General features: G+C 59.0%; 25 protein-coding genes. 12 read left to right on the plus strand and 13 right to left on the minus strand.

Translation table 11 applies throughout. The features are described 5' to 3' along the window. Positions 1–10: 10 nt before the first annotated feature. Both GOW04_RS13285 and GOW04_RS13290 read right to left on the minus strand, forming a co-directional pair. Positions 11–1,048 (minus strand): efflux RND transporter periplasmic adaptor subunit, encoded by a 1,038-nt coding sequence (locus GOW04_RS13285; protein ID WP_171232868.1) that lies wholly within the window; start codon positions 1,046–1,048, stop codon positions 11–13. Next, positions 1,045–1,512, minus strand: coding sequence for a MarR family winged helix-turn-helix transcriptional regulator (locus GOW04_RS13290; RefSeq protein WP_152458966.1), 468 nt, complete (start codon positions 1,510–1,512; stop codon positions 1,045–1,047). The genes GOW04_RS13285 and GOW04_RS13290 overlap by 4 nt, the downstream gene beginning before the upstream one ends. A gap of 159 nt (positions 1,513–1,671) precedes the next feature. On the opposite strand from GOW04_RS13290, the gene GOW04_RS13295 reads away from it, so the two are divergent. Further along, complete coding sequence (locus GOW04_RS13295; RefSeq protein WP_171232869.1) at positions 1,672–2,796, plus strand: beta-ketoacyl-ACP synthase III; 1,125 nt, start codon at positions 1,672–1,674, stop codon at positions 2,794–2,796. An 18-nt stretch (positions 2,797–2,814) separates the two neighbouring features. On the opposite strand, the gene GOW04_RS13300 is transcribed toward GOW04_RS13295, so the two are convergent. Beyond that, positions 2,815–4,719 carry a hypothetical protein gene (locus GOW04_RS13300; RefSeq protein ID WP_171232870.1) on the minus strand — a complete coding sequence of 635 codons (1,905 nt, stop codon included), beginning with the start codon at positions 4,717–4,719 and terminating at the stop codon, positions 2,815–2,817. A gap of 64 nt (positions 4,720–4,783) precedes the next feature. Then, positions 4,784–5,245: a hypothetical protein gene (locus GOW04_RS13305; RefSeq protein WP_152458969.1), complete on the minus strand. Its 462-nt coding sequence runs from the start codon at positions 5,243–5,245 to the stop codon at positions 4,784–4,786. A gap of 354 nt (positions 5,246–5,599) precedes the next feature. Here GOW04_RS13305 and GOW04_RS13310 point away from each other — a divergent pair, with 354 nt between their 5' ends. Further along, positions 5,600–6,178, plus strand: coding sequence for a thymidine kinase (locus tag GOW04_RS13310; protein WP_152458970.1), 579 nt, complete (start codon positions 5,600–5,602; stop codon positions 6,176–6,178). Here GOW04_RS13310 and GOW04_RS13315 read toward each other — a convergent pair. The 5 genes from GOW04_RS13315 to GOW04_RS13335 form a co-directional block, all read right to left on the minus strand. Beyond that, positions 6,175–7,125, minus strand: coding sequence for a D-glycerate dehydrogenase (locus GOW04_RS13315; protein ID WP_171232871.1), 951 nt, complete (start codon positions 7,123–7,125; stop codon positions 6,175–6,177). The genes GOW04_RS13310 and GOW04_RS13315 overlap by 4 nt on opposite strands. Next, on the minus strand, positions 7,125–7,463 hold the full coding sequence (locus tag GOW04_RS13320; RefSeq protein ID WP_117867910.1) for a tRNA-binding protein: 339 nt from the start codon (positions 7,461–7,463) through the stop codon (positions 7,125–7,127). The genes GOW04_RS13315 and GOW04_RS13320 overlap by 1 nt, the downstream gene beginning before the upstream one ends. Then, on the minus strand, positions 7,456–8,271 hold the full coding sequence (gene proC / locus GOW04_RS13325; RefSeq protein ID WP_171118754.1) for a pyrroline-5-carboxylate reductase: 816 nt from the start codon (positions 8,269–8,271) through the stop codon (positions 7,456–7,458). Before proC ends, GOW04_RS13320 begins: the two co-directional genes overlap by 8 nt. A gap of 39 nt (positions 8,272–8,310) precedes the next feature. Then, positions 8,311–8,811 (minus strand): YbjN domain-containing protein, encoded by a 501-nt coding sequence (locus tag GOW04_RS13330; protein ID WP_152458973.1) that lies wholly within the window; start codon positions 8,809–8,811, stop codon positions 8,311–8,313. 321 nt (positions 8,812–9,132) lie between these two features. After that, positions 9,133–9,381, minus strand: coding sequence for an accessory factor UbiK family protein (locus GOW04_RS13335; RefSeq protein WP_152458974.1), 249 nt, complete (start codon positions 9,379–9,381; stop codon positions 9,133–9,135). Between the two features lie 97 nt (positions 9,382–9,478). Between GOW04_RS13335 and lgt the strand changes: the two genes are divergently transcribed. The 5 genes from lgt (at position 9,479) to GOW04_RS13355 (ending at position 13,698) form a co-directional block, all read left to right on the plus strand. After that, positions 9,479–10,366: a prolipoprotein diacylglyceryl transferase gene (gene lgt / locus GOW04_RS13340; RefSeq protein WP_171118756.1), complete on the plus strand. Its 888-nt coding sequence runs from the start codon at positions 9,479–9,481 to the stop codon at positions 10,364–10,366. Beyond that, on the plus strand, positions 10,363–11,430 hold the full coding sequence (locus GOW04_RS13345; protein WP_171232872.1) for a class I SAM-dependent methyltransferase: 1,068 nt from the start codon (positions 10,363–10,365) through the stop codon (positions 11,428–11,430). Before lgt ends, GOW04_RS13345 begins: the two co-directional genes overlap by 4 nt. After that, a complete protein-coding gene (gene pgeF, locus GOW04_RS13350; protein WP_171232873.1) occupies positions 11,427–12,185 on the plus strand; it encodes a peptidoglycan editing factor PgeF in 759 nt (252 codons plus the stop codon). Before GOW04_RS13345 ends, pgeF begins: the two co-directional genes overlap by 4 nt. A gap of 267 nt (positions 12,186–12,452) precedes the next feature. After that, the gene (locus tag GOW04_RS22165) at positions 12,453–12,581 is read left to right on the plus strand and encodes a hypothetical protein (protein ID WP_256367481.1); all 129 of its coding nucleotides are present in this window, start codon (positions 12,453–12,455) and stop codon (positions 12,579–12,581) included. A gap of 334 nt (positions 12,582–12,915) precedes the next feature. Beyond that, positions 12,916–13,698, plus strand: a complete 783-nt coding sequence (locus GOW04_RS13355) for a Hint domain-containing protein (protein WP_171168906.1) — start codon at positions 12,916–12,918, stop codon at positions 13,696–13,698. 119 nt (positions 13,699–13,817) lie between these two features. Here the strand turns inward: GOW04_RS13355 and GOW04_RS13360 are convergent, their stop codons facing one another. After that, entirely contained in the window at positions 13,818–14,318 is a 501-nt protein-coding gene (locus GOW04_RS13360) for an Lrp/AsnC family transcriptional regulator (RefSeq protein ID WP_152458979.1), read from the minus strand. 227 nt (positions 14,319–14,545) lie between these two features. Between GOW04_RS13360 and trxB the strand changes: the two genes are divergently transcribed. The 4 genes from trxB to GOW04_RS13380 all read left to right on the plus strand — a co-directional run bounded on the left by trxB (position 14,546) and on the right by GOW04_RS13380 (position 20,274). Continuing rightward, positions 14,546–15,487, plus strand: coding sequence for a thioredoxin-disulfide reductase (gene trxB / locus GOW04_RS13365; RefSeq protein ID WP_171232874.1), 942 nt, complete (start codon positions 14,546–14,548; stop codon positions 15,485–15,487). 215 nt (positions 15,488–15,702) lie between these two features. After that, the gene (locus GOW04_RS13370) at positions 15,703–17,394 is read left to right on the plus strand and encodes an adenylate/guanylate cyclase domain-containing protein (RefSeq protein WP_171232875.1); all 1,692 of its coding nucleotides are present in this window, start codon (positions 15,703–15,705) and stop codon (positions 17,392–17,394) included. 196 nt (positions 17,395–17,590) lie between these two features. Then, a complete protein-coding gene (locus GOW04_RS13375) occupies positions 17,591–19,312 on the plus strand; it encodes a bifunctional sulfate adenylyltransferase/adenylylsulfate kinase (protein ID WP_152458982.1) in 1,722 nt (573 codons plus the stop codon). A gap of 380 nt (positions 19,313–19,692) precedes the next feature. Further along, a complete protein-coding gene (locus GOW04_RS13380; protein ID WP_254430147.1) occupies positions 19,693–20,274 on the plus strand; it encodes a hypothetical protein in 582 nt (193 codons plus the stop codon). Positions 20,275–20,324: 50 nt separating this feature from the next. Here the strand turns inward: GOW04_RS13380 and GOW04_RS13385 are convergent, their stop codons facing one another. The 3 genes from GOW04_RS13385 to GOW04_RS13395 all read right to left on the minus strand — a co-directional run bounded on the left by GOW04_RS13385 (position 20,325) and on the right by GOW04_RS13395 (position 21,943). Continuing rightward, positions 20,325–21,215, minus strand: coding sequence for a PhzF family phenazine biosynthesis protein (locus GOW04_RS13385; protein ID WP_171232876.1), 891 nt, complete (start codon positions 21,213–21,215; stop codon positions 20,325–20,327). Positions 21,216–21,299: 84 nt separating this feature from the next. Continuing rightward, the gene (locus GOW04_RS13390; RefSeq protein WP_152458985.1) at positions 21,300–21,524 is read right to left on the minus strand and encodes a DUF1150 family protein; all 225 of its coding nucleotides are present in this window, start codon (positions 21,522–21,524) and stop codon (positions 21,300–21,302) included. A gap of 5 nt (positions 21,525–21,529) precedes the next feature. Next, positions 21,530–21,943 carry an Hsp20 family protein gene (locus GOW04_RS13395; protein ID WP_058275530.1) on the minus strand — a complete coding sequence of 138 codons (414 nt, stop codon included), beginning with the start codon at positions 21,941–21,943 and terminating at the stop codon, positions 21,530–21,532. 163 nt (positions 21,944–22,106) lie between these two features. Between GOW04_RS13395 and GOW04_RS13400 the strand changes: the two genes are divergently transcribed. Next, on the plus strand, positions 22,107–22,331 hold the full coding sequence (locus GOW04_RS13400; RefSeq protein ID WP_152458986.1) for a YdcH family protein: 225 nt from the start codon (positions 22,107–22,109) through the stop codon (positions 22,329–22,331). The last annotated feature ends 10 nt before the right edge of the window (positions 22,332–22,341 follow it).

Raw genomic sequence — 22,341 nt, forward strand, 5'->3', positions numbered from 1 at the left:
AGTCTGCCCCTCAGTTCGCGAAACCGGTGAACCGGCGCACGGACTGACCGTCTGTCAGCACAGCACCGCCAGCCACAACAACTTCGTCACCGTCAGACAAGCCCTTCAACACCCGAACATCGCCCGACTGCGTGGGTTCGATTGTCACCGGAACGCGGCGGACCGTGCCTTCATCCGCGCCAGCGGGAGAGAACACCATGACGCTCAGTTCACCTGTTGCATCCGCGATGACGGCCGTCGCCGGCACGATGATGCCTGTGCGCTCATCCTGGACCTTTACGTTGACGGTGACGGACGAGCCGGGAAGAATTTGAAGCCCCTCGGGCGGAGTCAGGCCGAACTGAATGCGGAAGGTCTGCCCGACGCTTGAGGTTTCAGCGTCGAATTCACGGATTTCCAGCGGGAAGACTTCATCACTAACGGGGAATTTGGCGGTGATGGTGATATCGTCGTTCTGGCCCGAGCGTTGAAACAGGATCTCGGGCACATCCACCTCGATGCGCAGTTCGGACATGTCGTGGATGCGGACGATCGGCGTGCCTGCCGATACGGTGGTAAAAGCCTCGACCGCGCGGCTGGAGACCAGCGCGTCAAATGGTGCGGTCAAAGTCGCGTGTTCCAGTTCGTATTCGGCATCGCGCAGTGCGATCGCGGCCAGTTGCGCTTCGGTCTCTGCGTCATCGACCGCCACCTGGCTGGCCGTGGTGCCCCGCAAACGCGACAGACGTGCGACGGTTCGGTCGGCCTGTTCCTTTTGCAGCTGCGCCCGTTCGAGCCGCAGTTCGAACGGCTCCTGATCCAGTCGCGCAATCAGGCCTCCTTTGGGGATGACAAACCCTTCGTTGACCGGCATTTCGACGATCTGACCGGCGACCTGAAAGGCAAGATCGACCGTCTGCCGCGCTGCAACACGACCGAAGAACTGGCGGGTGAAGCCGGGCGTTGTTTCGTGCACCTGCATCAGCTTGACCGGTTTCGGAGTATCTTGAGCGGCAATCGGAGTTGCCAAAACGGCCAGTGCAAGGCCCAGAGAGGTCAGGAGTTTCATTTCTTCAGTCCCTCGGGAATTCCCGTTTTCAAAACGTTGTCACGGATTTTGCGCGCCAGTCGCGCGAATTCGGCTGTTTCTTCGTCGTTCAGGCCCGAGGCCCTGTGAAACAGGTCTCCGGCCTCGGCCACAAGCATGTTGCGGGCTTCTTCGCCACGCTCGGTCAGCACCAGCAACCAGGCGCGGCGGTCTTCGGGGTCACGCTCGCGCGTGAGATAGCCGGCTTTTTCCAGCGAATCCGCGGTGGCGGTGATTGTGGACGGTACACTCAGCATATCCGCAGCCAGAACCCCCATGCGTTTCGGCTGATCCAGCTTGATCAGCATGTGGCATTCGGGGTGGCTCAGGTCGGTTTCGATGCTGTCGAATGTCTCTTCCAGTTTCCAGTACAGGGCATATACCCCCATGATCGCCTGAATCTCGGGGCTGAGGCGGCCAAGCCTGGTGCTGATATCGTCGGGCATCGGGGATCTCCGCGCGTTTGGAGGGGTCATATACTTCAGTTTCTGAACTATTCAAGATATGAAGCTACGGCTTTACGCACATTCCCTTAGGTCAACATACCTTGATCAAATCACAACGTGACTGCATTTTGGGCAAATCCGAAACATTCAGGGCTCGCCATGTATACCCCCGCCATCACCGGTACCGGTGTCTTCACGCCTCAGAACGTCATCACCAATGCCGAGCTTGTCGAGGCATTCAACGCTTATGCCGACAAGCAGAACGCCAAGAATGCAGAAGCCATCGCCGCCGGACGGATGGAGCCGATGCAGCATTCATCGGAAGAGTTCATCGTCAAGGCATCGGGGATCGAAAACCGCTACGTGATGGACAAGAGCGGCGTGCTGGACCCGGACGTGATGCATCCACTGCTGCGGCAGCGCAGCGATGATGAACCCGGCATCATGACCGAAATGGCGGTGGATGCCTGCAACAAGGCGCTGGCACAGGCGGGGCGTACGGCGGCGGATGTTGATCTGGTAATCTGCGCGGCTTCGAACCACGAGCGCGCCTATCCGGCGATTGCGATCGAAATCCAGCAGGAACTGGGGATCAACGGGTTCGGCTTTGACATGAACGTCGCCTGTTCGTCGGCCACGTTCGGCATTCAGGCCGCGGCGGATATGGTGCGGTCGGGATCGGTGCGGGCGGCGTTGGTGGTGAACCCCGAAATCTGCTCGGGCCATCTGGAGTGGCGCGACCGCGATTGCCATTTCATCTTTGGCGATGTGGCGACGGCAACGCTGATCGAACGGATCGAAGACGCACAAGGGCCGCATTTCGAAATTCTGTCGACGCGCTGCGCCACTGCGTTTTCCAACAATATCCGCAACAACAACGGCTTTCTGCGCCGCTCGCGCCCAGACGGGCTGACCGACCGGCGCGACATGCAGTTCATGCAGAACGGTCGGAAAGTATTCAAGGAAGTACTGCCGATGGTCAGCAACCATATTAGCGACCACATGGATGCCGAAGGGGTCGGAAACTCTGATCTGAAACGCCTGTGGCTGCATCAGGCCAACAAGACGATGAACGACTTCATCGGCAAGAAAGTTCTGGGCCGCGAACCCGAGCCGGGCGAGCAACCCAACATCCTTCAGGATTATGCCAACACGTCATCTGCGGGGTCGATCATCGCGTTTTCGAAGTATTCCGACGACTTGCAGGAGGGTGATCTGGGCCTGATCTGTTCTTTCGGCGCCGGGTATTCGGTCGGGTCGGTGATCGTGAAGCGCCACGCCTGACGGTCGATCTTGTCTGGCCTAGCCTGCCCCAGTCACTTGGAAGATCTGAAAGGCTGCACCTTCCGCAGCTTGTATCCGTCTGAGATAGGCCGGGATTTCACTCGCAATCAATCGCGACTGCAAACCACGACCCTGTGACGCCCAGGACCAGAATTCGGCACGCGGCGCGGACGTACAGAGCATGACGTAATCCACGTCCAGCTCGGTCAGGCGAGATCCGATCTGGTCCGCGTCCGATCGGAACAGTTCGATCTGCGCCAGAATTCCAGCCTGATTCCGGTGATAATTGCCCGCCAGAACGGAATGGTCGGTATGGCGCAGCACGTTTGCGGCAAAGTCGAAATCAACAAGGAATCTGCCGGCTGGAAGATCACGCAGGGCCGCATAGGCTTCGGGCGTTTTGCAGGATGCGCCCGAGTTTTGCTGTGACTGTCGGGCCGGCTTCGCGGATGCGGCAAGGGACGGCCCGGCAAAACGCCCCAGCTGCTCATCGATGCTGGCGCCGGTTTTCGGCGAGATGCAGAGGATGAAAGCAACCATCGCAAACCCTGACAACGCGCGGCGACGGCTTGCATAAGAGCTGTACAGGACACGCAGGATCTGCGCCTGGACAGCCACCAGCGAAACACCCAGGAATGTCATCATTCTGGACTGATAGAGGAACACCACCAGGCCGGTCACGATCAGAGCCAGAAACAGGGCGTATTCCAGTCTGAAAGGCGATCTGACTGCAAAGATCAGGGCGGCTGCCATGCACAGGATCGACATCGCGATCAGGGCCAACGCTTCGCCCCGGTGCAGTTGCAGAATGACGTTGATTTTCTGGGCTTCCGCCACCTGGCTCAACCAATAGTCGCGCATGTCCTGTGGCAGGGCTTCGATCGGGTTGCTGAGACAATGCGGGGCGAAGCCGTAAGCGCAGGCCAATGTCACCACTCCAATTGCAACACATGCGCCGATGCGGCCCCAAAGTGACCAGCCAGACCCGATCCATGCCGCAATGCAAAGCCCTGCCGCGGCAACGCTCGCCGGCAATGCCACGCTGAGAGTCAGGGCGTCACAGCTTGGAAACAGAAAGGCCTCGTGTCCCGTTGTTGCAAGGCTGGTCAGCACAAGCGTCAGGACCAGCCCGATACCAAACGCCATGGTCCGGCGACGGGTCGGTTCGCCGTTTACGATCCAGTCAATGGTAAAAAACACGGCGACAAGTGCGATCTGCAATATCGATTCGGTGCCTATCGACACCGAAAGCGCCAGGCAGGCACCCAGCAGCCATCCGGCATATGGTTTGTCCCTGCGCAAAGCAAACAGCATCAGGGCCGTGACGAACAAAAGAATCTGAGCATTGTGGTGATCAAACGAAAAATAGTCGAACTTCCTGGAGTGTTCGAGCGCAAGCACCCCCACAGCCAGCGCCGAAACGGCGCCTTCCCGCGCGCCCAAAACACTGCCAGTCACCGCAAAGGCCCACAAGGTCAGACCCGCCAAAAGTGAGGGCCAGACAAATGCCGTCACCTGAAGGGCCATATCGGGCGGCAAAACCAACCCGAATGTTCCGTAGAGCAAAGCAATCGGCGCGTCGATCAATCGGGACCAATGCATCAGCGTGCCGCCCTCGGGGCCCAGCCGGTACTGATGGCTGTCGAACCAGCCCTGCCCCTGCAACAGATCCTGCACGACCACCCAGCGCATCACGTCGTCAGAGCCTTCCTGATGACCACTTAGGGCCATCAAAACCAGAAGTGCCGCATAGGCGCATACGAAAAATCGCAGAACCACCCGGTCTGCGAAAATACTGAATGTTCCCTGCGATTTCTGCATGGTCCACTGCCCTTGACGTTCTTGCCCGCGACGGACCTTACAGGACAGACGTGACTGAATTGAGGCAACAGGCACGGTCAGCGTTTCTGTCTTTTCGAGCATGAAAAGAGGTACGCCGCACAGGCGAAAACTGGCCAGTCATGGGTGCAAAGGTTCCCGACCCCGGCTAGCTGACGCTTTCTTCTTCCAGATGCAGCTTCATCTCGATCAGAACCTGTTGCAGCAAACTGGTTTCTTTCAGCAACCGTTTTGCTTCGTTGACGGTGATGATTCCGTCTTCGATTGCGGCCTGATACTCGGTCATCAACATCGCAAACCGCTGGCTTAGCGCAATGACATCCGAATTGACACCACCGGTGCGGGGGGTAGAGGTGTTGCGGTCGCTATAGGACAAGGTGATGTTCTTCAGATCCGCCAAAGCCGACGTCACATGCGGATAGGTCGCCGCGTTTTCAAGGCGGGCCACCGCGTCCACTGGCATGAACCTATCCTCGTGTTCAGCATTGTCTGAATAGTATCGTCCTAAAGTGGCCTTGGATTTCCCTGTAATTTCACACGCGGCTTCGATTCCAACATCCTTGACCAGCGCTTCTGTGTGTTTTTTCAGATAGGCCCCGATATCTGCCATTGTTTTACCTTTGTTACCTGCAAACGCCTGCCCGATGTCCAAACGGGGGAAAGCGTGGGTAAATTTCCCATAACTAAGTCATAATTGAAATGTCATACATTGGCTATCCCTCAGATATGCGGGGGATTTTGTGAGTGAGTGGCGGCAGTTCAAGCCGGTAACGAGTGATTGCAGGGTGATATTGTTAAACCTTGCTGCGTTTTGGCCACATGTTGGCCGACGGCGTCGCTGTTGCAGATGTGGGGGTTCCATCCCCTAGAGCGTAGCTCGGCCTCTGCGAACGCAACGGCGACGTCGCTCCATCAAAACGATTGATATCTTGTTCCTTTTCCCCAAGCGTTTTAGACCCGCGTCATGGCAAAACTGTATTTCAACTATTCAACCATGAACGCGGGGAAATCGACCGTGTTGCTGCAAGCCTCGCACAACTACCGCGAGCGTGGGATGCAGACATACCTGATGACCGCGGCCATTGACGGAAGGGCGGGTGCCGGACGGATCGCATCGCGCATCGGTATCTCGGAGGAGGCCGATACCTTCACGCCCGGCGACGATGTCTTCGCGATGATCCGAAACCGCCTGGACGACGGCCCGGTAACCTGCGTGTTCATCGATGAGGCCCAGTTCCTGTCCGAAGCTCAGGTCTGGCAGCTGGCCCGGGCGGTCGACGATCTGGACGTACCGGTACTGGCCTACGGACTGCGGGTGGATTTTCAGGGAAAGCTGTTTCCCGGATCAGCCGCGCTGCTGGCCCTGGCTGATGAGATGCGCGAGGTCCGCACCATATGCAAATGCGGACGCAAGGCCACGATGGTGATACGTCAGGACGAAAACGGCAATGCCATCACCGAAGGTGCCCAGGTTCAGATCGGTGGCAACGAGACCTATGTTTCGCTTTGCCGCAAACACTGGCGCGAGGCGGTGGGCGACTAGACCGGGTTGGGCAACGCCTCGCCCGCCACAAAGGCCGCCACGTTATCCAGGGCCATGTGCCCCATGCTGCTGCGCACTTCTTCGGTTGCCGTGCCCAGATGGGGCAGCAGGGTGACGTTTTCCATTTCACAAAGGGCCCGGGGCACTTTGGGTTCGAACTCGTAGACATCCAGCCCGGCCCCGGCAATCTGACCCGATTGCAGCGCCGCGATCAGGGCCGCTTCGTCCACGACTTCGCCCCGCGCGATATTGACCAGAATGGCCGAAGGATTCATCGCCTGAAGAACCTGCGCGTCGATCAGGTGTCGGGTTTCGGCACCGCCGGGAACGGCGAGCACAAGGAAATCGACCGAGGCGGCAAGGGCTTCAAGGTCAGGTGTGAACTCGGCCGGAAAGTCCAGTTTCTTGGCGCTGCGGGATTGATAGGCCACCTGCATTTCGAAACCGAAATGGCACCGGCGCGCGATGGCCTGCCCGATACGGCCCATCCCGACGATACCGACGCGTTTGCCCGTTACATGATGACCCAGCATCTGCGTGGGATGCCAGCCTTGCCATTGGCCCGCGCGGACCAGCCGTTCGCCTTCACCCGCGCGTCGGGCCGTGCTCAACAACAGGGTCATGGCGATATCCGCCGTGGCGTCAGTGACTGCGCCGGGCGTGTTGGTCACCTCGACCGAGGCTGCGCGCGCGGCCTCGACATCGATGTGATTGTAGCCGACGCCGAAATTGGCCAGAAGCTTGCACCGAGGCGCGCCTGCATCCGCAAATATCCGAGCCGAAAACTGATCACCCAGCGTGGGCACGACCACGTCGAAATCCGTCAGCGCCGACAGCATTTCCTGCCGCGACATGGGCGCCGTATTGTCTCGAATCTTCACGTCAAACGCGTCGCGGGCGCGGGCCTCGACTGCCGGCGTCATCGGGCGTGTGATCAACAGTTTCATCAATGCATCCGCCCGCCTGTCGGAACTCGGCCGTCGGGACCGATCAGAACAATCTCGCCGTTTTCATCGGGCAGACCCAGCACCAGAACTTCGGACATGAATCTGCCGATCTGGCGAGGGGGGAAATTGACCACGGCCATGACCTGTTTGCCCACCAAGGTCGACGGATCATAGTGCGCGGTGATCTGGGCCGACGTCTTGCGCTCGCCGATCTCATCACCAAAGTCGATCCACATCTTGATCGCAGGTTTGCGGGCTTCGGGATAGGGTTCGGCGCGTATCACCTCGCCCACGCGGATATCGACCTTGAGAAAATCGTCGAAAGAAATCTCACTCACGTGACAGCTCCTTGGATCGGTCGGTTGCGGCCTTGACGGCGCGGTGCAGCAAGTCAGGGAAGCCGCGTTCTTCATGCATCAGCACCTCAAGCGCGGCCTGGGTCGTGCCGTTCGGCGATGTTACATTGATCCGCAGTTGAGACGGATCCTCGTCAGCGGCCATCGCCAGTGCGCCGGCCCCGGCCACCGTCGATTTGGCCAGTTTCATCGCAAGGTCATGCGGCAAGCCCTGCGCCTCGCCGGCTTTGGCAAGCGTTTCAATCAGATGGAACACATAGGCAGGACCGGATCCGCTGAGGCCAGTGACCGCATCCATCTGCGCCTCATCTTCAAGACGAACCGTCTCACCCACCGCCGACAGCAGATTTTCGGCCAGAGCCAGATCCTCGGCCGAGGCGTGGCTGTTGCCGATCAGCGCGGTGATGCCCTGACGGATGGCGGCGGGGGTGTTGGGCATGGCGCGAATGATCGGCGTATCGCTGCCCAGAACGGATTCGAACGTGGCAATCGAGGTGCCCGCCGCGACCGAAACAAACAGCGTGCTGCCACCGCCCAGCGCCTGAATGGCAGGCAAGGCCTCGCCCATCATCTGCGGCTTGACCGCGACCAACACCACGGCAGGGGCTTCGGGCAAGGGTGTGTTGATGTTGACGCCCTGCGCCTTCAGCCAGTCGGACGGGTGCGGATCGATCACCCAAACGGACGCTGGCGGGAGGCCGTGTTCCAGCCATCCCGCCAGCATTGCGGACCCCATCTTTCCGCACCCCAGAAGCACAAGCCCCTGTTCGGCCACACGCGTCATGTCCATTTGCCCCTCCCGCGTTACATGTCGGTTCGGGGCAAAGCTTTACGCCCGGCCGTAGGCCTCTGCAATGGCCACTTGCATGGCTTCTTCTGGCTCTCGATTGCCCCAGGTGACCAGTTGAATCGCCGGATAGTACCGTTCCGCGCTCATGACGGCAGCGGTGATCATCGTATCGATCTGTTCGGCGCTGGCTGTCTGCCCCCCGGCAAGGACCAACCCGTACCGGTACACCATCAGCTTCTGGTTCGCCCAATAGGTAAAGGCACCTGCCCAGCACTGATCATTCATCTTGTTGAGAAGCTCATAGAGCTGCATTTCCCGCTCGGCCGGTGGTTCCATTTCGAACGAACACACCATCCGCAGCGTTTCGTCATAGTTGGACCAGGCCAGAGTGATTGAATAGGTCCGCCACTGGCCTTCGACAGCCATGGCGATCTGATCGTCCCCAATGCGGTCAAAATCCCAGTCGTGATGTTCGGCCAGATGTTCAACAATGTCGATCGGATGAATGTCTTCTTCGAGATACTGCTCGGAAAGGGCCATAATGCCACCTCACTAATCTCTAGCATTTTGGGGCTGGCAGCGCCCCAGCGCTAGTTGCCTGCTCTACAAACCGGGCTTCCCCCATAGGTCTGTACTAAATATGGTGCGATGTGGCGTAGGTTCTGGCAACCCTATTTGTTGGGGATAACAGCAATAAGTTGTGGACAGAAGGCAACGGGGATCAAAATATTGGATGTCGGGTCAGCTTTGTCTTGATTTAATCCCGCGATGCTTCAAAATGCACGGCACCGCACAATCCCGGCTGGATTGCGCGGCGTAAGAGTTCGTCCAAAATTGTGAAAACAGGGAACGCCCGGGGCGTTACTTGTCCAGTTTCGCCTCGAGCGCGGCAATGCGGGCTTCGAGTGCGGCGTTTTCTTCGCGCGCTTTCTGGGCCATGGCGCGGACGGCGTCGAATTCTTCGCGGGTGACGAAATCACGGTCGGCCAGCCAGCGGTCGATCATCGACTTCATCGCGTTCTCGGCCTCTTCCCGCGCGCCCTGCGCGACACCCATGGCGTTGGTCATCAGCTGGGACATGTCGTCCAGTATCTTGTTGCGGGTTTGCATATCACTACTCCGGTATCGCGGTTGATCTCTATATGGGGAAAGAATGCCGCAGGCTCAAGGTTGACTTGCCCTGCAAACCCCGGGCAATGAGACGCACATGCAGGCTGTTCTGAATTTCCCCGATCTGTCGCCCGAATTGTTCTCGATCTCGCTGTTCGGGATGGAGTTCGCGTTGAGGTGGTATGCGCTGGCCTATATCGCGGGCATCCTGATTGCGTGGCGGCTGGCAGTCATGGCGTTGCGCCGCCCTGCCCTGTGGCCTACGGACGGCCCGCCGATGAAACCGAACCAACTGGAGGATCTGGTCACCTGGATCATTCTGGGCGTGATCCTGGGCGGGCGGCTTGGCTTTGTGCTGTTTTACCAACCCGCCTATTACCTGTCGCATCCGCTTGAGATAGTAAAGGTCTGGCAAGGCGGCATGGCGTTTCATGGTGGTCTGCTGGGCGTGATCCTGGCCTCGTACCTGTTTGCCCGCCGCCATCGGATTCCGGCCCTGTCGCTGGGTGATCTGGTCGCCTACACCGTGCCACCCGGCCTGCTGTTGGGGCGGCTTGCCAATTTCGTCAATGCCGAGCTGTGGGGCCGCCCGAGCGAGCTGCCCTGGGCCGTCATTTTTCCCGGTTTTGCCGCGCAGGACTGCCCCGGCGTGGTTGCGGGAATGTGCGCCCGGCACCCCTCGCAGCTGTACGAAGCGGCGCTGGAAGGCGTGTTGCTGGGCGCGTTGTTGCTGTGGCTGGTCTATCGCCGGGGGGCCTTTCAGAAACCCGGCCTGATCATGGGCACGTTTCTGGCCGGTTACGGCGCATCGCGCTTTATTGTTGAATTTTTCCGCCAGCCGGATGCGCAGTTCGTGTCGCCCGGCAATCCGCTGGGGCTTGCATGGCATGTGGGCGGATATGGCCTGACCATGGGCCAGATCCTGTCATTGCCCATGATCGCGCTTGGCCTGTGGTTTGTCTTTCGCGCAGGGCGGGCAAAATGAGCCTGACCGATCGCCTGATCGCCCGCATCCGACAGGATGGACCGATGAGCGTGGCCGACTACATGGCCGAATGCCTTCTGCATCCCACGCTGGGCTATTACACGACGCGTGATCCGTTGGGGGCTGCCGGGGATTTCACCACGGCACCGGAAATCAGCCAGATGTTTGGCGAACTGATCGGGCTGTGCCTTGCGCAATGCTGGGTGGATCAGGGCCGTCCCGCGCCATTCACCCTGTGCGAATTGGGGCCCGGGCGCGGCACTCTGATGAGTGACATATTGCGTGCCACCCGGGCCGTGCAGGGATTTCACGATGCTGCCCGGATCGTGCTGGTCGAGGCCTCGCCTGCCCTGAAGCAGGTTCAGGCGGACACCCTGAAGGATTACACACCGAACTGGGCCGACAGTGTCGCAGAGTTGCCGGACCAGCCACTGCTGCTGGTGGCGAACGAGTTCTTCGACGCGTTGCCCGTCCGGCAGTTCCTGCGCGACGGTGACGGCTGGAGTGAACGCTTGGTCGGCGAACGCGACGGCGAATTGCTGTTTGGGCGAGGGCCCAACGGGCCGCAAGTGGCGCTGGCGGACAGGCTTTCGGACACCAAGGATGGTGATCTGGTCGAGCTATGCGCCGCAGCGATCCCCATTCTGACCGTGATTGCCGGTCGGATCGCCAGCCACGGAGGTGCCGCGCTGATTGTCGATTATGGCGACTGGCATTCGTTGGGTGATACGCTGCAAGCCCTGCAAAACCACGAGCCCGCCGATCCGCTGGCGTCACCCGGTCAGGCCGACCTGACGGCACATGTGGATTTTGAGCCTCTGGCCATTGCGACCCGCGCCTGCGGAGCCAGGCACACACGCCTGACACCGCAGGGCGTGTTTCTGGAACGGCTTGGCATAACCGCCCGGGCGCAGGCTTTGTCCCGGTCGCTGAGCGGTTCCGAGCTGGATGCCCTGGCTGCCGCGCATCGCCGGTTGACGCATCCGGCCGAAATGGGAAATCTGTTCAAGGTGATGGGCCTCTATCCGGCCTATGCTGCACCACCGCCGGGATTAGAGCCATGACACTGGAAATTCTGACTTCGGACTTGCTTTCCCCATTTCGGCACGGGTTCTTCACCCGTCGCGGCGGGGCGTCCTCTGGTATCTTCGACGGGTTGAATTGCGGTTATGGATCGTCAGATCAAACCGAAATTGTCGCGTTGAACCGCCGACGGGTTGCCGATGCGATAGGCGTCGCGCCCGAGGCGATGATCGGCGTGCATCAAGTTCATTCCCCAACAGTTCTGACGGTTGAACAGCCCCTGGAAGGTGAAAAACCGCGCGCGGACGCGGTCGTGACGGCGACACCCGGTCTGGCGCTGACGATTCTGACGGCAGATTGTCAGCCAGTTCTGTTTGCCGATCCCGCGGCCAAGGTGATCGGAGCAACCCATGCGGGCTGGCGCGGCGCGCTTGACGGTGTGCTGGAGGCGACGCTGGACGCCATGGAAGCGCTTGGCGCAACACGCCGGAATATCAACGCCGTCATCGGCCCCAGCATTTCGCAACGCGCCTACGAAGTGGGCCCCGAGTTTCTGGACGCATTTATCGCCGATTCTCCAGACAACACCCGGTTCTTTGCAAACGGACAGGATGACCGGCTGCAATTCGACCTGCCCGCCTTTGGCTTGCACCGATTGCGGCAGGCCGGTGTCGGGCAGGCGGAATGGACCCGGCACTGCACATATTCCGACCCGGACCGGTTCTATTCCTACCGCCGCACAACACATGCAAACGAGGCCGATTACGGGCGGTTGATCTCGGTCATAAGATTGTGATTTTGGCCCAGATTTAGGCGCTGCGCCACTTTTCCGCCACATTTGTTGTGTTTATCGGACTCAGAATCGTAACGAGTTTTGCCAGCTATCAGATGGTCTTCTGACGTCCTTGTTTCGGACGCTGGCGTGTTGAGTGGAAGGATGGACCGAGTATAAATTTCTTGTCTGCAAAACATCCCGGATAAGCCTTATCCATGCCGCAAACGTGCGTCACAAAAGGTTCATAACGGATGCGGGAAACAAACCCGTTCAGAGCAGGACCAGAAAATGAAAACCAAATCTCGCTTTCTCAAAGCCATGGTTGCCGCCACGCGGAGCCAGAAGCTGGAAATGCCGTGGAAGCGGGTATCAAGCCATTCTGTCAGGGTCGCAAGCCGCATCGCGGCACGACGCTGAGACAGAAACACCCTGAGGCCAAGCTGCCGGTCTCGATTGGGTGAACGCGCTTCGGGCTTGCTCCTGCCCGATGTGTGGTGCGTCGCGATCTGAGGGGGTCGAGACGGATTCAGGAGTTGTGTGTGTGCGGGCAATTTTCGCCCGTGAAGTACGAGTTTGTCTGGGGGGTCAATGTGTTGACCATTGGAAAGCGAGATTTTGTCGCAATGCGGGGTCTGACCGACCGCCGCCCATGGGTCACCCATTTGTTTCAAGACAAAGAACCAGTTCGCCAGGTTGGCCTGTACGGGGATACGCCGCGCCTGACCGGACAATTTGAGGGGAAGGAATATTTATGACTATTCCTAGTTCACTGGCCCGTGCGGCCAGAAATGCGATCGAAACGACAGCCATGCTGCGGGAAGCACCGCGGCCGGTTGCGAAACCAAAGGCTCAGCTGCGCCGGTATGAAGTCAGCAGCCTGTTGAAAAACGGAAACGTGGTTCAGACCAGACACATCGCGCCCGCTCTGCCAATGTTCGAAGACGCTTTTTGTGCCTTCACGCGCGGATCGCTGGTTGAAACGGAACATGGGCCCATGGCCATCGAAGACCTGATGCCAGGGGATACTGTCCTGACGCAGGATGGCGCGTCGGAAACCGTGCTTTGGAAGGGATCTGTCACTCTGATCCCGGGACGTCCGGATTCGCGGGGCCGCACGCGGCCGCTTACGCGCGTCACGGCAGATACATTCGGGATGCAAAAACCGATGTCGGGTGTAATCGCCGGGCCTGCGGCACGGATCGTGGGCACACCGACACATTTACGGCATTTGTACGGAAATGACCCGATTCTGACACCTGTATCCGAATTTCAGGATGGAACGGGCGTGATTGAAACAATGCCGCCGACGCCAGTTGAACTGTTTCACATTTGTCTGAAACGGCATTCCGTTATTCGGGTAGATGGTTTACAGTTCGAAACGTATCACCCAGGTGTGAACGCGGTCCGGATGATCAGCCACTCGTTGCGGTCGGTTTATCTGAACCTGTTTGCGCATATCGAGTCGCTCAACGATTTTGGTCCGCTGCTGATGCCGCGTGCCGGGGACGGAGAAATCGACGCGATGACAGCCTGAGTACGATAGCGATTACTGCATTATGGGGGGCATCATGCAGCTGTTACTAAGTTGGATTCTATCCTTGGCGGTGGCTGCCATGCTGCCACCGAACACCGCACCTGCAAAACGTCTGGGGGTTACGCCGTCCGGTTCATTCGTTCTTCCAGAACGTCGAACGGCACGCCTGGTTCGTCTTTTGCGCCGCGGATAACAAGCGAAGTCTTGACGCTGGCCACGTTTGGCGTGGTCAGCAGTTCACCGGTCAGAAACTGCTGAAAACTGCTGAGATCGGGTGCGACGCATTTCAGGATGAAGTCCACCTCGCCGTTCAGCATGTGGCATTCACGGACAAGCGGCCATTCGCGGCAGCGTTCTTCGAACGCGCGCAGCTCGGTCTCGGCCTGACTGTCAAGACCGACCATGGCGAACACCTGCACTTCGAATCCCAACTCACGGGAATTCACCTCGGCGTGGTAACCGGTGATATAGCCGGATTCTTCCAGTGTGCGCACGCGGCGCAGACAGGGCGGCGCCGAAATTCCGACCCGTTTGGCAAGTTCCACATTGGTCATACGACCGTCTGCCTGTAGTTCCGCCAGAATCTTGCGGTCGATATCATCCAGCCGAGTCGTGACCATCAAATGCTCCTGATTATTGCGGTTCTTATATCAGCCCCCCACGCGCGCGCAATAATGTTTCGTACATGCGCAATTTTCTTTGTTTTCAATTCTCTCATTTCGCCCTCACACTGCGCACGGCGGCTTGAACGGCCTTGAACAGTAAGGGGCTTTAAGCCGGGTCTGTCGGTCGCTATATCGGGGCGACGGGCAAAAAGCCCAATTCAGGCAATTCGAGCGGAGTTACCATGGCCGACACACGACACACCAAGGTTCTGATCATCGGATCGGGGCCGGCAGGATACACTGCGGGCGTTTACGCAAGCCGCGCCATGCTGGAACCCATCCTGGTGCAGGGTATCGAGCCCGGCGGCCAGCTGACGACAACGACCGAGGTCGAGAACTGGCCCGGCGACACCGAGGTACAGGGCCCGGACCTGATGGTCCGGATGCAGGATCATGCCAAGGCCATGGGTTGCGAAGTGATCGGCGACATCATCAACGATCTGGACCTCAGCCAGCGCCCCTTCACCGCCAAGGGCGACAGCGGCACTACCTACACGGCGGACGCCGTCATTCTGGCGACCGGCGCGCGCGCCAAGTGGCTGGGCCTGCCGTCGGAAGAAAAGTTCAAGGGCTTTGGCGTTTCAGCCTGCGCCACCTGCGACGGGTTCTTCTATCGCGGACAGGAAATCGTGGTGATCGGCGGCGGCAATACGGCCGTGGAAGAGGCCCTGTTCCTGACCAATTTCGCCAGCAAGGTGACTCTGATCCATCGCCGCAATGAGCTGCGCGCGGAAAAGATCCTGCAAGACCGGCTGATGAAGAACGACAAAATCGAGCCACTGTGGTTCCACGAGTTGGAAGAAGTGATCGGCACCGACGCGCCGCTGGGCGTCGAGGGCGTTCGCGTCAAACATGTCAAAACCGGAGAGATCACAGAAATCCCCTGTAAAGGCGTGTTTGTTGCCATCGGCCACGCGCCTGCGAACGAGCTGGTCAAGGACACGCTTGAAACGCATATGGGTGGCTATGTCGTCACCAAGCCGGGCAGCACGGAAACCTCGGTTCCGGGCGTGTTCGCAGCGGGCGATCTGACCGATCACGTCTATCGTCAGGCGGTCACAAGCGCCGGTATGGGCTGCATGGCGGCACTGGATGCCGAACGGTTCCTGGCGGAAAACGAATAGCGCGCGTTCTGAATGTTGCGGGGCTGCCCCGGTGAGTTCAGATCCGAAGGCCGTCAGCCCTTTCAGTACAGTGCCCCCGGGGTTTAAGGGGACACTGCACAGCATACGCTGCTCTGCAATCACTGATCGGCAGCCGATGCCACCTGCCAATCCCTTGACCCCCAGCCGGCGGCGTATCAGGATTGCCGAGGGAAAAGCGAAAAACAGGTGAACATTTGAACAACGCTCTTTGGCGCGGCGGGTGGTCAACCCGACTCAGGATCGTCAGTGGTCTTGTGTTGTTTGTGTTCGCGTTCTTTCACTTCATAAATATTGGCTTGGGCCTGTTTCACACGGATTACCTGCACGGGATGCAGGATGGTCGGAAGGCCGTCACACGCCACGATGTCATGAGCGTGCTTCTCTATGCTGCCCTGTTCACGCATGCAGGTTTGGCCCTGACATCGATCGCGCAACGCAGAACCCTGCGCATGCCCTTCAGCACGGCGTTGCAGGTCGTTCTGGGCTTGCTGATTCCGCTGCAACTGATCTCGCACATCGTGCAGACGCGGGTCGCGCACGAGATCTATGACGTCAATGACGAGATGGGATATATCATCATTTTGATGTGGCCCAGTATCGCCGTATGGATGCAAAGCGCCTTGTTGCTGATCGTTTGGATACACGGCTGCATCGGTTTGCATATGTGGTTGCGGCTGACCCGGTGGTGGTCGCGGGTCGTGCCCTATCTGATCGGCGTTGCGGTTTTCGTGCCATTATTCGCGTTGGCCGGATTGCTGACCGAAGGTCGACGCATATGGGCCGACTTTGCTGATGAATTCCTGCGCGAGCAATATATCGAGCACTACAATTGGCCATCGCCCGAAACCTTCCAGACCCTGTTCAGTGTAAAAGATTATGGCCTTTTGATCTTCTGGCTGGCTCTGGGGGCGACGGGTCTGGTTTACATCGGGCGCAAACTGTGGCGGCGCAGGCATTCAGTGCGCGTGAATTACGCCAAAGGGCCCGAGGTGGTCGCGGAAAAAGGCATGACCTTGCTTGAGATTTCGCAGGTGAACGGCGTGCCGCACGCCGCCTTGTGCGGTGGAAAGGGGCGCTGCACCACATGCCGGGTCATCGTAGAGGATGGCAGCGACGCCCTGCCACCGCCCGGCGACGTCGAAGCACGCAGCCTTGCCGCTGTGGGCGCCTCGCCGCAGACGCGACTGGCCTGCCAGATACGCCCAACGGAACCCACCACCGTTTTTCGGGTTTTCAGGCCAGATGGCGGGCGCATACGCGGACATGCCAGCCAGGGTCAGGAACGTCAGTTGGCTGTTTTGTTTCTGGACATGCGCAGCTTTACCGCGCGCACGACCGGCCAATTGCCTTATGACATCGTGTTCCTGCTGAACCGGTTTTTCGATGCGGTCGTGCCTGCCATCACCAAGGAAGGCGGTGTCGTGGACAAATATATGGGAGACGGGCTGCTGGCCGTTTTTGAAAAGCCGAATGCAGCGGCGTCCGCCCGTGCCGGATTGCAAGCCGCCATCGACATCAGTCACGCCCTTGATGAATTCAACGCACAGCTCGAGGCCGAAGGAAGCCCCGGCATTCGCATCGGGATGGGTCTGCATCTTGGGGATCTGGTGGTGGGTGAGATCGGCGCCGCGGGCCACGCATCGAAAACCATAATCGGCGACGCCGTCAATGTCGCCAGTCGTCTGGAAAGCGAAACCAAGGCGCTGAAGGTCGAACTGCTGGTCTCGCAAGAGTTGCTGAAGGCCGCAGGTGTCGTCGTGCCCCAGAACGATATCAGATTGTTCCAGCTGCGCGGCGTGTCTGAACCGATTCCCGCCCTGCCCGTCACCCGTGCGTCCACACTTGAGCAGAACGCCACAGAACAGGAACAGAAATTCTCTGCATGAAGCAATAACCTCTGATCGCAAGGATCAGATCATCGATTTGACCCGTGAATTAGAAATTCCTTCCAATTCAAAAATATTCGGCGCATATCCTCCTTTGTTACATTCACGCCTGTGGACTTCGCCTGTCAGTCGGTGCAAACGCCTCGAAACCGCCTGATATCCACTGGCAAATCAACACTGCGACAAGAGAATTCCAATGACGATGTTAAGCAATCTGGCCCCGATACCCGAACTGTATGTGTCATACGATTCGGCGCAGAAGCTGAAGGTGGAAGCGGCCGACCTGACCAGCTGGGATCTGAGCCCGCGTCAGATCTGCGACCTGGAACTTCTGATGAATGGCGGGTTCAACCCGCTCAAGGGATTTCTGAGCGAAGCGGATTACGACAATGTGGTCGAGAATATGCGCCTGGCCGATGGAACGCTTTGGCCAATGCCCATCACATTGGATGTCAGCGAAGACTTCGCGGATCAGATCGAACTTGGGCAGGATATCGCTCTGCGTGATCAGGAAGGCGTAATCTTGGGCACCATGACCGTGACCGACCGCTGGACTCCGGACAAGTCACGCGAGGCAGAGAAGGTCTTTGGCGCCGATGACGATGCCCACCCGGCGGTGAACTATCTGCACAACGTGGCCGGCAAGGTCTATCTGGGCGGACCGGTGGTCGGAATCCAACAACCCGTGCATTACGATTTTCGTGGGCGTCGCGACACGCCGAATGAATTGCGCGCCTATTTCCGCAAGCTGGGCTGGCGCCGCATCGTGGCCTTCCAGACCCGCAACCCGCTGCACCGCGCGCATCAGGAGCTGACCTTCCGCGCCGCCAAAGAGGCACAGGCCAACCTGCTGATCCACCCGGTCGTGGGCATGACCAAACCGGGCGACGTCGATCATTTTACCCGCGTGCGCTGTTACGAGGCGGTGCTGGACAAGTACCCCGCCTCGACCACCTCTATGAGCTTGTTGAATCTGGCCATGCGCATGGCTGGCCCGCGCGAGGCCGTCTGGCACGGCCTGATCCGCGCCAACCACGGCTGCACCCACTTCATCGTCGGCCGCGACCACGCAGGCCCCGGCAAGAACAGCAAGGGTGAGGATTTCTACGGCCCCTATGACGCGCAGGATCTGTTCCGACAGTTTCAGGACGAAATCGGCGTTGAAATGGTGGACTTCAAGCACATGGTCTATGTGCAGGAACGCGCCCAGTACGAACCGAATGATGAGATTCTCGACAAGGACAACGTCACGATCCTGAACATCTCGGGTACCGAACTGCGCCGCCGCCTGCGTGAAGGGCTGGAAATCCCCGAGTGGTTCTCGTTTCCCGAGGTGGTTGAGGAACTGCGCCGCCGCTTCCCGCCGCGCTCCAAGCAGGGTTTCACCGTCTTCTTCACTGGCTTTTCGGGCTCGGGCAAGTCGACCATCGCAAACGCGCTGATGGTCAAGCTGATGGAGATGGGCGACCGCCCGGTGACGCTGCTGGATGGCGACATCGTTCGCAAGAATCTCAGCTCGGAACTGGGCTTCTCGAAGGAACACCGCGACCTGAACATCCGTCGCATCGGATATGTGGCGTCCGAGATCACCAAGAACGGCGGCATCGCCATCTGCGCCCCGATTGCGCCCTATGCCACCACACGCCGTGCCGTGCGGGAAGAGATCGAACAGTTCGGAGCCTTCTGCGAGGTGCATGTGGCCACCAGCATCGAGGAATGCGAACGCCGCGATCGCAAGGGTCTGTACAAGCTTGCGCGCGAGGGCAAGATCAAGGAGTTCACGGGCATCTCGGACCCTTACGATGTTCCGGAAAACCCCGAGCTGCGCGTCGAAACCGAAAATGTCGAGGTCGACAACTGCGCCCATCAGGTGCTGCTGAAACTGGAAAGCATGGGCCTGATCGCAGCAAACGGATAACGGTTTCATCTGACTTTGTTTGGCGGCCTCCGGTCATTCCGGGGGCCGTTTCTTTTTTGGTCACCAATTGACAAATGCCGCTGGTCCTGATGCTTTTCAGGACCTCAAGGCGGGTGTGAAACTGAGATGACGAACAGGTCTCCGACCATTGCCAGTTTCTGGTTTGGATCCGATCTGAGTTGGTTGGAGCAACTCTGCCTTCAATCCTTTCTGGATCACGGCCACCGCTTCGTCCTGTATGTCGCGCACGAGGTAAAAGGCATTCCGGCAGGCGTCGAAACCCGCCCTGCCAGCGACGTTTTCTGGCCGCCGCCTTTTGGGTCAAGGCCGAAGACAGACAGGGCGTTGCCGTCTTCTCGGATATTTTCCGGCTGCACCTGATGCGGCAAGGCGAGATGATCTGGGTCGATCTGGATGCCTATTGCGTACGGGCGTTTGAATTTTCGACGGATTTCGTGTTCGGTCGCTCCAGGCGGGGTGACTTCCCAACTGGTGTGCTGCGCCTGCCCACAAGATCGGCGACCCTGGAACAGATGCTGAAATTTGTCATGTCGTCTAACCCGTCCCAACCCTGGCGTGGACGCAGATTGCAGCGCCACAATCGGGAACGAACCGCCAGAGGGGAACGCTGGGGCATCGAAGCCCTGCCCTGGGCCAGTTCGGGGCCCAAAGCCTTTGGCCATTTCCTGCGCCAGACGGCAGAAGACCACCATGCCATGGCTGCCGAAACCTTTTATCCGCTGGCCCAGGAGGAATTGTGGAAGCTCCACGATCCGCGAATCGCGACGAACGAAATCGAAACCGAAGCCGTGCATTCGGTACACATCTACGGCCATCAGAAGAAACTGATGGCCAACCGGATGGCCGGGCTGCCGGTTTCAGGGTCATATCTGGACAGGTTGTGTAAACGACACGGGATCGAACCAAGTACGGCCCCGATTCTGCGGTTGGCCTGGATGTAGCCCGTCGCATCCGGCCAGGGTTTCGCGGTCAGCCCTAGGTCAACGCCCGCCTAGTTTATCGGCGTTTCCGGAAGGTCGACCTGCCCGCGCATCAGGATATGCCCTTGACCAGAAACCTTGATGCCCGTCATCGCATCAGACGGGCCGGCACGCGTGACGATTGCCTTCCCGGGGCGGCCCATATCGTGACCCTGCTGGGCGATGAAGCTTTCCTTTTGCATCAAGCCATGTTTCCACAAATAGGCGGCCATCGCACCGGTGGCAGACCCGGTAAACGGATCTTCGGGCGGGCTGGGCGGTGCCATGAGAAGGCGCGAAAACGTATCCCCCTCATCGGTTGCCCCTTGCAGCGTGACAAGAAACGGCTCGGCCATGTCCGAGCCGGAATACCCCGCAGTTTCAGCCACTTTGCGCAACGGGCCTTCAACCAATTGAGCGGCCCGTAAGGCCGCATGATCCCGCAGGACGGTGATGCAGAACGGCAAGCCGGTCGAAACCATTTGAGGCGGAGAAATGATGGCTTCCGGTGGCAGGCTGACCGCTTCCGCCACCAGTTCCGCTGGGACGCGCGTACCGAATTGCGGTGCGACCTGAGTCATTTCGATCTGATCCCCCTGCAAACGGATCGACACCAGGCCGGCACCGGTTTCCAGCGTCAGACGATCGCCCGAGATCATGCCGCGGGATCGCATCGCCGCGACGGTGGCGATAGTCGGATGCCCCGCAAAGGGAATTTCGCGGCTGGCCAGAAAGTAGCGGACGCGGATGTCGGCCACGTCGGACGGCCCGGTAAAGGTGCATTCGACCAGAGAGGTTTCGCGCACATAGGCCATGCAGACCTCTTGCGTCAGGCGCGCACCTTCATGGACGACGGCACATCCGTTGCCACCGAAGGCGCGATCACTGAAGGCGTCCACCCAGTCAAAGTCAAACCAGCCCATAATGCCACTCCTGCTTTAGCATTTGTGGCACGATCACTGCATAGGCAGAAAATGTCACGTCTTTTCAGCAGAGTTTCAGGCCGCCTAGTGAACGGCCACCGGAGACAGGTCATGTTCGCGCGCCAGCACGAAGGCCAGCTTGCGGTCGGCGACCAGCGCCAGTTGCTGCCCGTCGGAATCGTGGACGGCGTAAAGCTGATCCAGATCGCCGGCCTGTTCACGAACTTCCCGAGGCAATTCAGATACTTCAACCGTTTTGACATAGACAATACGGTTGCCCTGGGTGTTGATTTCAATCGGTGTATTCATTGCTCTTACCCCTTCCGTATGTTGATCGTCTGAACCACGGTTTCCGGCACGGCGCGGGTTAGATCCACATGCAGCAGACCATTTTCCATGATCGCCTCGCCCACTTCGACACCATCGGCCAGCACGAACATGCGCTGGAACTGACGCGCCGCAATGCCGCGATGCAGGAAGATGCGCCCCTCGCTGTCGTCGCGCTGACGGCCCCGGATCACCAACTGGCGATCCTCGATCGTGATTGACAGATCCTCTTCGGCAAACCCGGCCACCGCAAGAGTGATGCGATAGGAAAAATCCGAGGTCTGTTCGATGTTATAGGGCGGGTATCCCTCATTTCCGGCCTTTGCAGACCGTTCCAGAAGGCGTTCCAACTGCTCGAACCCCAAAAGATGCGGGTATGAGCCAAGAGTAAGTTTCGACACGTATTTTCGTCCTTCTTTGTAAAAGCGACGTGGTGTGCGGCCCCGTTCTGGCAACCGCCTGCAATAGAATATGGGAAGAAACCAGGATGTCCACAAGGTCTGGCGCGATAACGTCTGACACACTATCTTGTTGGCCAAGCACCACAACCAACTCGAGTCGCCAATGAACGCGCCTACCGATCTTTCGATGAAAACAGATGAAGTATTGCGTGTTGAGCTTGAGGTCTTCCGCCGACAGCACCGCGATCTGGACGAGGCGATTCAGGCATTGCATGACAAGGGAACGGCCGATCAACTGACCTTGCGGCGCCTGAAAAAAGAGAAACTGCGCCTGAAAGACATCATCCGCCTGATCGAAGACCGCCTGACGCCCGATATCATCGCCTGAACGCCCTGTA

Origin of the sequence: Ruegeria sp. HKCCA4812 (assembly GCF_013034245.1) — a bacterium.
Taxonomy (GTDB): domain Bacteria; phylum Pseudomonadota; class Alphaproteobacteria; order Rhodobacterales; family Rhodobacteraceae; genus Ruegeria.

Coding starts and splice junctions, on each gene's coding strand:
- GOW04_RS13285 (WP_171232868.1), bottom strand. CDS start 1,048: ATGAAACTCCTGACCTCTCTGGGCCTTGCACTGGCCGTTTTGGCAACT.
- GOW04_RS13290 (WP_152458966.1), bottom strand. CDS start 1,512: ATGCCCGACGATATCAGCACCAGGCTTGGCCGCCTCAGCCCCGAGATT.
- GOW04_RS13295 (WP_171232869.1), top strand. CDS start 1,672: ATGTATACCCCCGCCATCACCGGTACCGGTGTCTTCACGCCTCAGAAC.
- GOW04_RS13300 (WP_171232870.1), bottom strand. CDS start 4,719: ATGCTCGAAAAGACAGAAACGCTGACCGTGCCTGTTGCCTCAATTCAG.
- GOW04_RS13305 (WP_152458969.1), bottom strand. CDS start 5,245: ATGGCAGATATCGGGGCCTATCTGAAAAAACACACAGAAGCGCTGGTC.
- GOW04_RS13310 (WP_152458970.1), top strand. CDS start 5,600: ATGGCAAAACTGTATTTCAACTATTCAACCATGAACGCGGGGAAATCG.
- GOW04_RS13315 (WP_171232871.1), bottom strand. CDS start 7,125: ATGAAACTGTTGATCACACGCCCGATGACGCCGGCAGTCGAGGCCCGC.
- proC (WP_171118754.1), bottom strand. CDS start 8,271: ATGGACATGACGCGTGTGGCCGAACAGGGGCTTGTGCTTCTGGGGTGC.
- GOW04_RS13330 (WP_152458973.1), bottom strand. CDS start 8,811: ATGGCCCTTTCCGAGCAGTATCTCGAAGAAGACATTCATCCGATCGAC.
- GOW04_RS13335 (WP_152458974.1), bottom strand. CDS start 9,381: ATGCAAACCCGCAACAAGATACTGGACGACATGTCCCAGCTGATGACC.
- lgt (WP_171118756.1), top strand. CDS start 9,479: ATGCAGGCTGTTCTGAATTTCCCCGATCTGTCGCCCGAATTGTTCTCG.
- GOW04_RS13345 (WP_171232872.1), top strand. CDS start 10,363: ATGAGCCTGACCGATCGCCTGATCGCCCGCATCCGACAGGATGGACCG.
- pgeF (WP_171232873.1), top strand. CDS start 11,427: ATGACACTGGAAATTCTGACTTCGGACTTGCTTTCCCCATTTCGGCAC.
- GOW04_RS22165 (WP_256367481.1), top strand. CDS start 12,453: ATGAAAACCAAATCTCGCTTTCTCAAAGCCATGGTTGCCGCCACGCGG.
- GOW04_RS13355 (WP_171168906.1), top strand. CDS start 12,916: ATGACTATTCCTAGTTCACTGGCCCGTGCGGCCAGAAATGCGATCGAA.
- GOW04_RS13360 (WP_152458979.1), bottom strand. CDS start 14,318: ATGGTCACGACTCGGCTGGATGATATCGACCGCAAGATTCTGGCGGAA.
- trxB (WP_171232874.1), top strand. CDS start 14,546: ATGGCCGACACACGACACACCAAGGTTCTGATCATCGGATCGGGGCCG.
- GOW04_RS13375 (WP_152458982.1), top strand. CDS start 17,591: ATGACGATGTTAAGCAATCTGGCCCCGATACCCGAACTGTATGTGTCA.
- GOW04_RS13380 (WP_254430147.1), top strand. CDS start 19,693: ATGCGGCAAGGCGAGATGATCTGGGTCGATCTGGATGCCTATTGCGTA.
- GOW04_RS13385 (WP_171232876.1), bottom strand. CDS start 21,215: ATGGGCTGGTTTGACTTTGACTGGGTGGACGCCTTCAGTGATCGCGCC.
- GOW04_RS13390 (WP_152458985.1), bottom strand. CDS start 21,524: ATGAATACACCGATTGAAATCAACACCCAGGGCAACCGTATTGTCTAT.
- GOW04_RS13400 (WP_152458986.1), top strand. CDS start 22,107: ATGAACGCGCCTACCGATCTTTCGATGAAAACAGATGAAGTATTGCGT.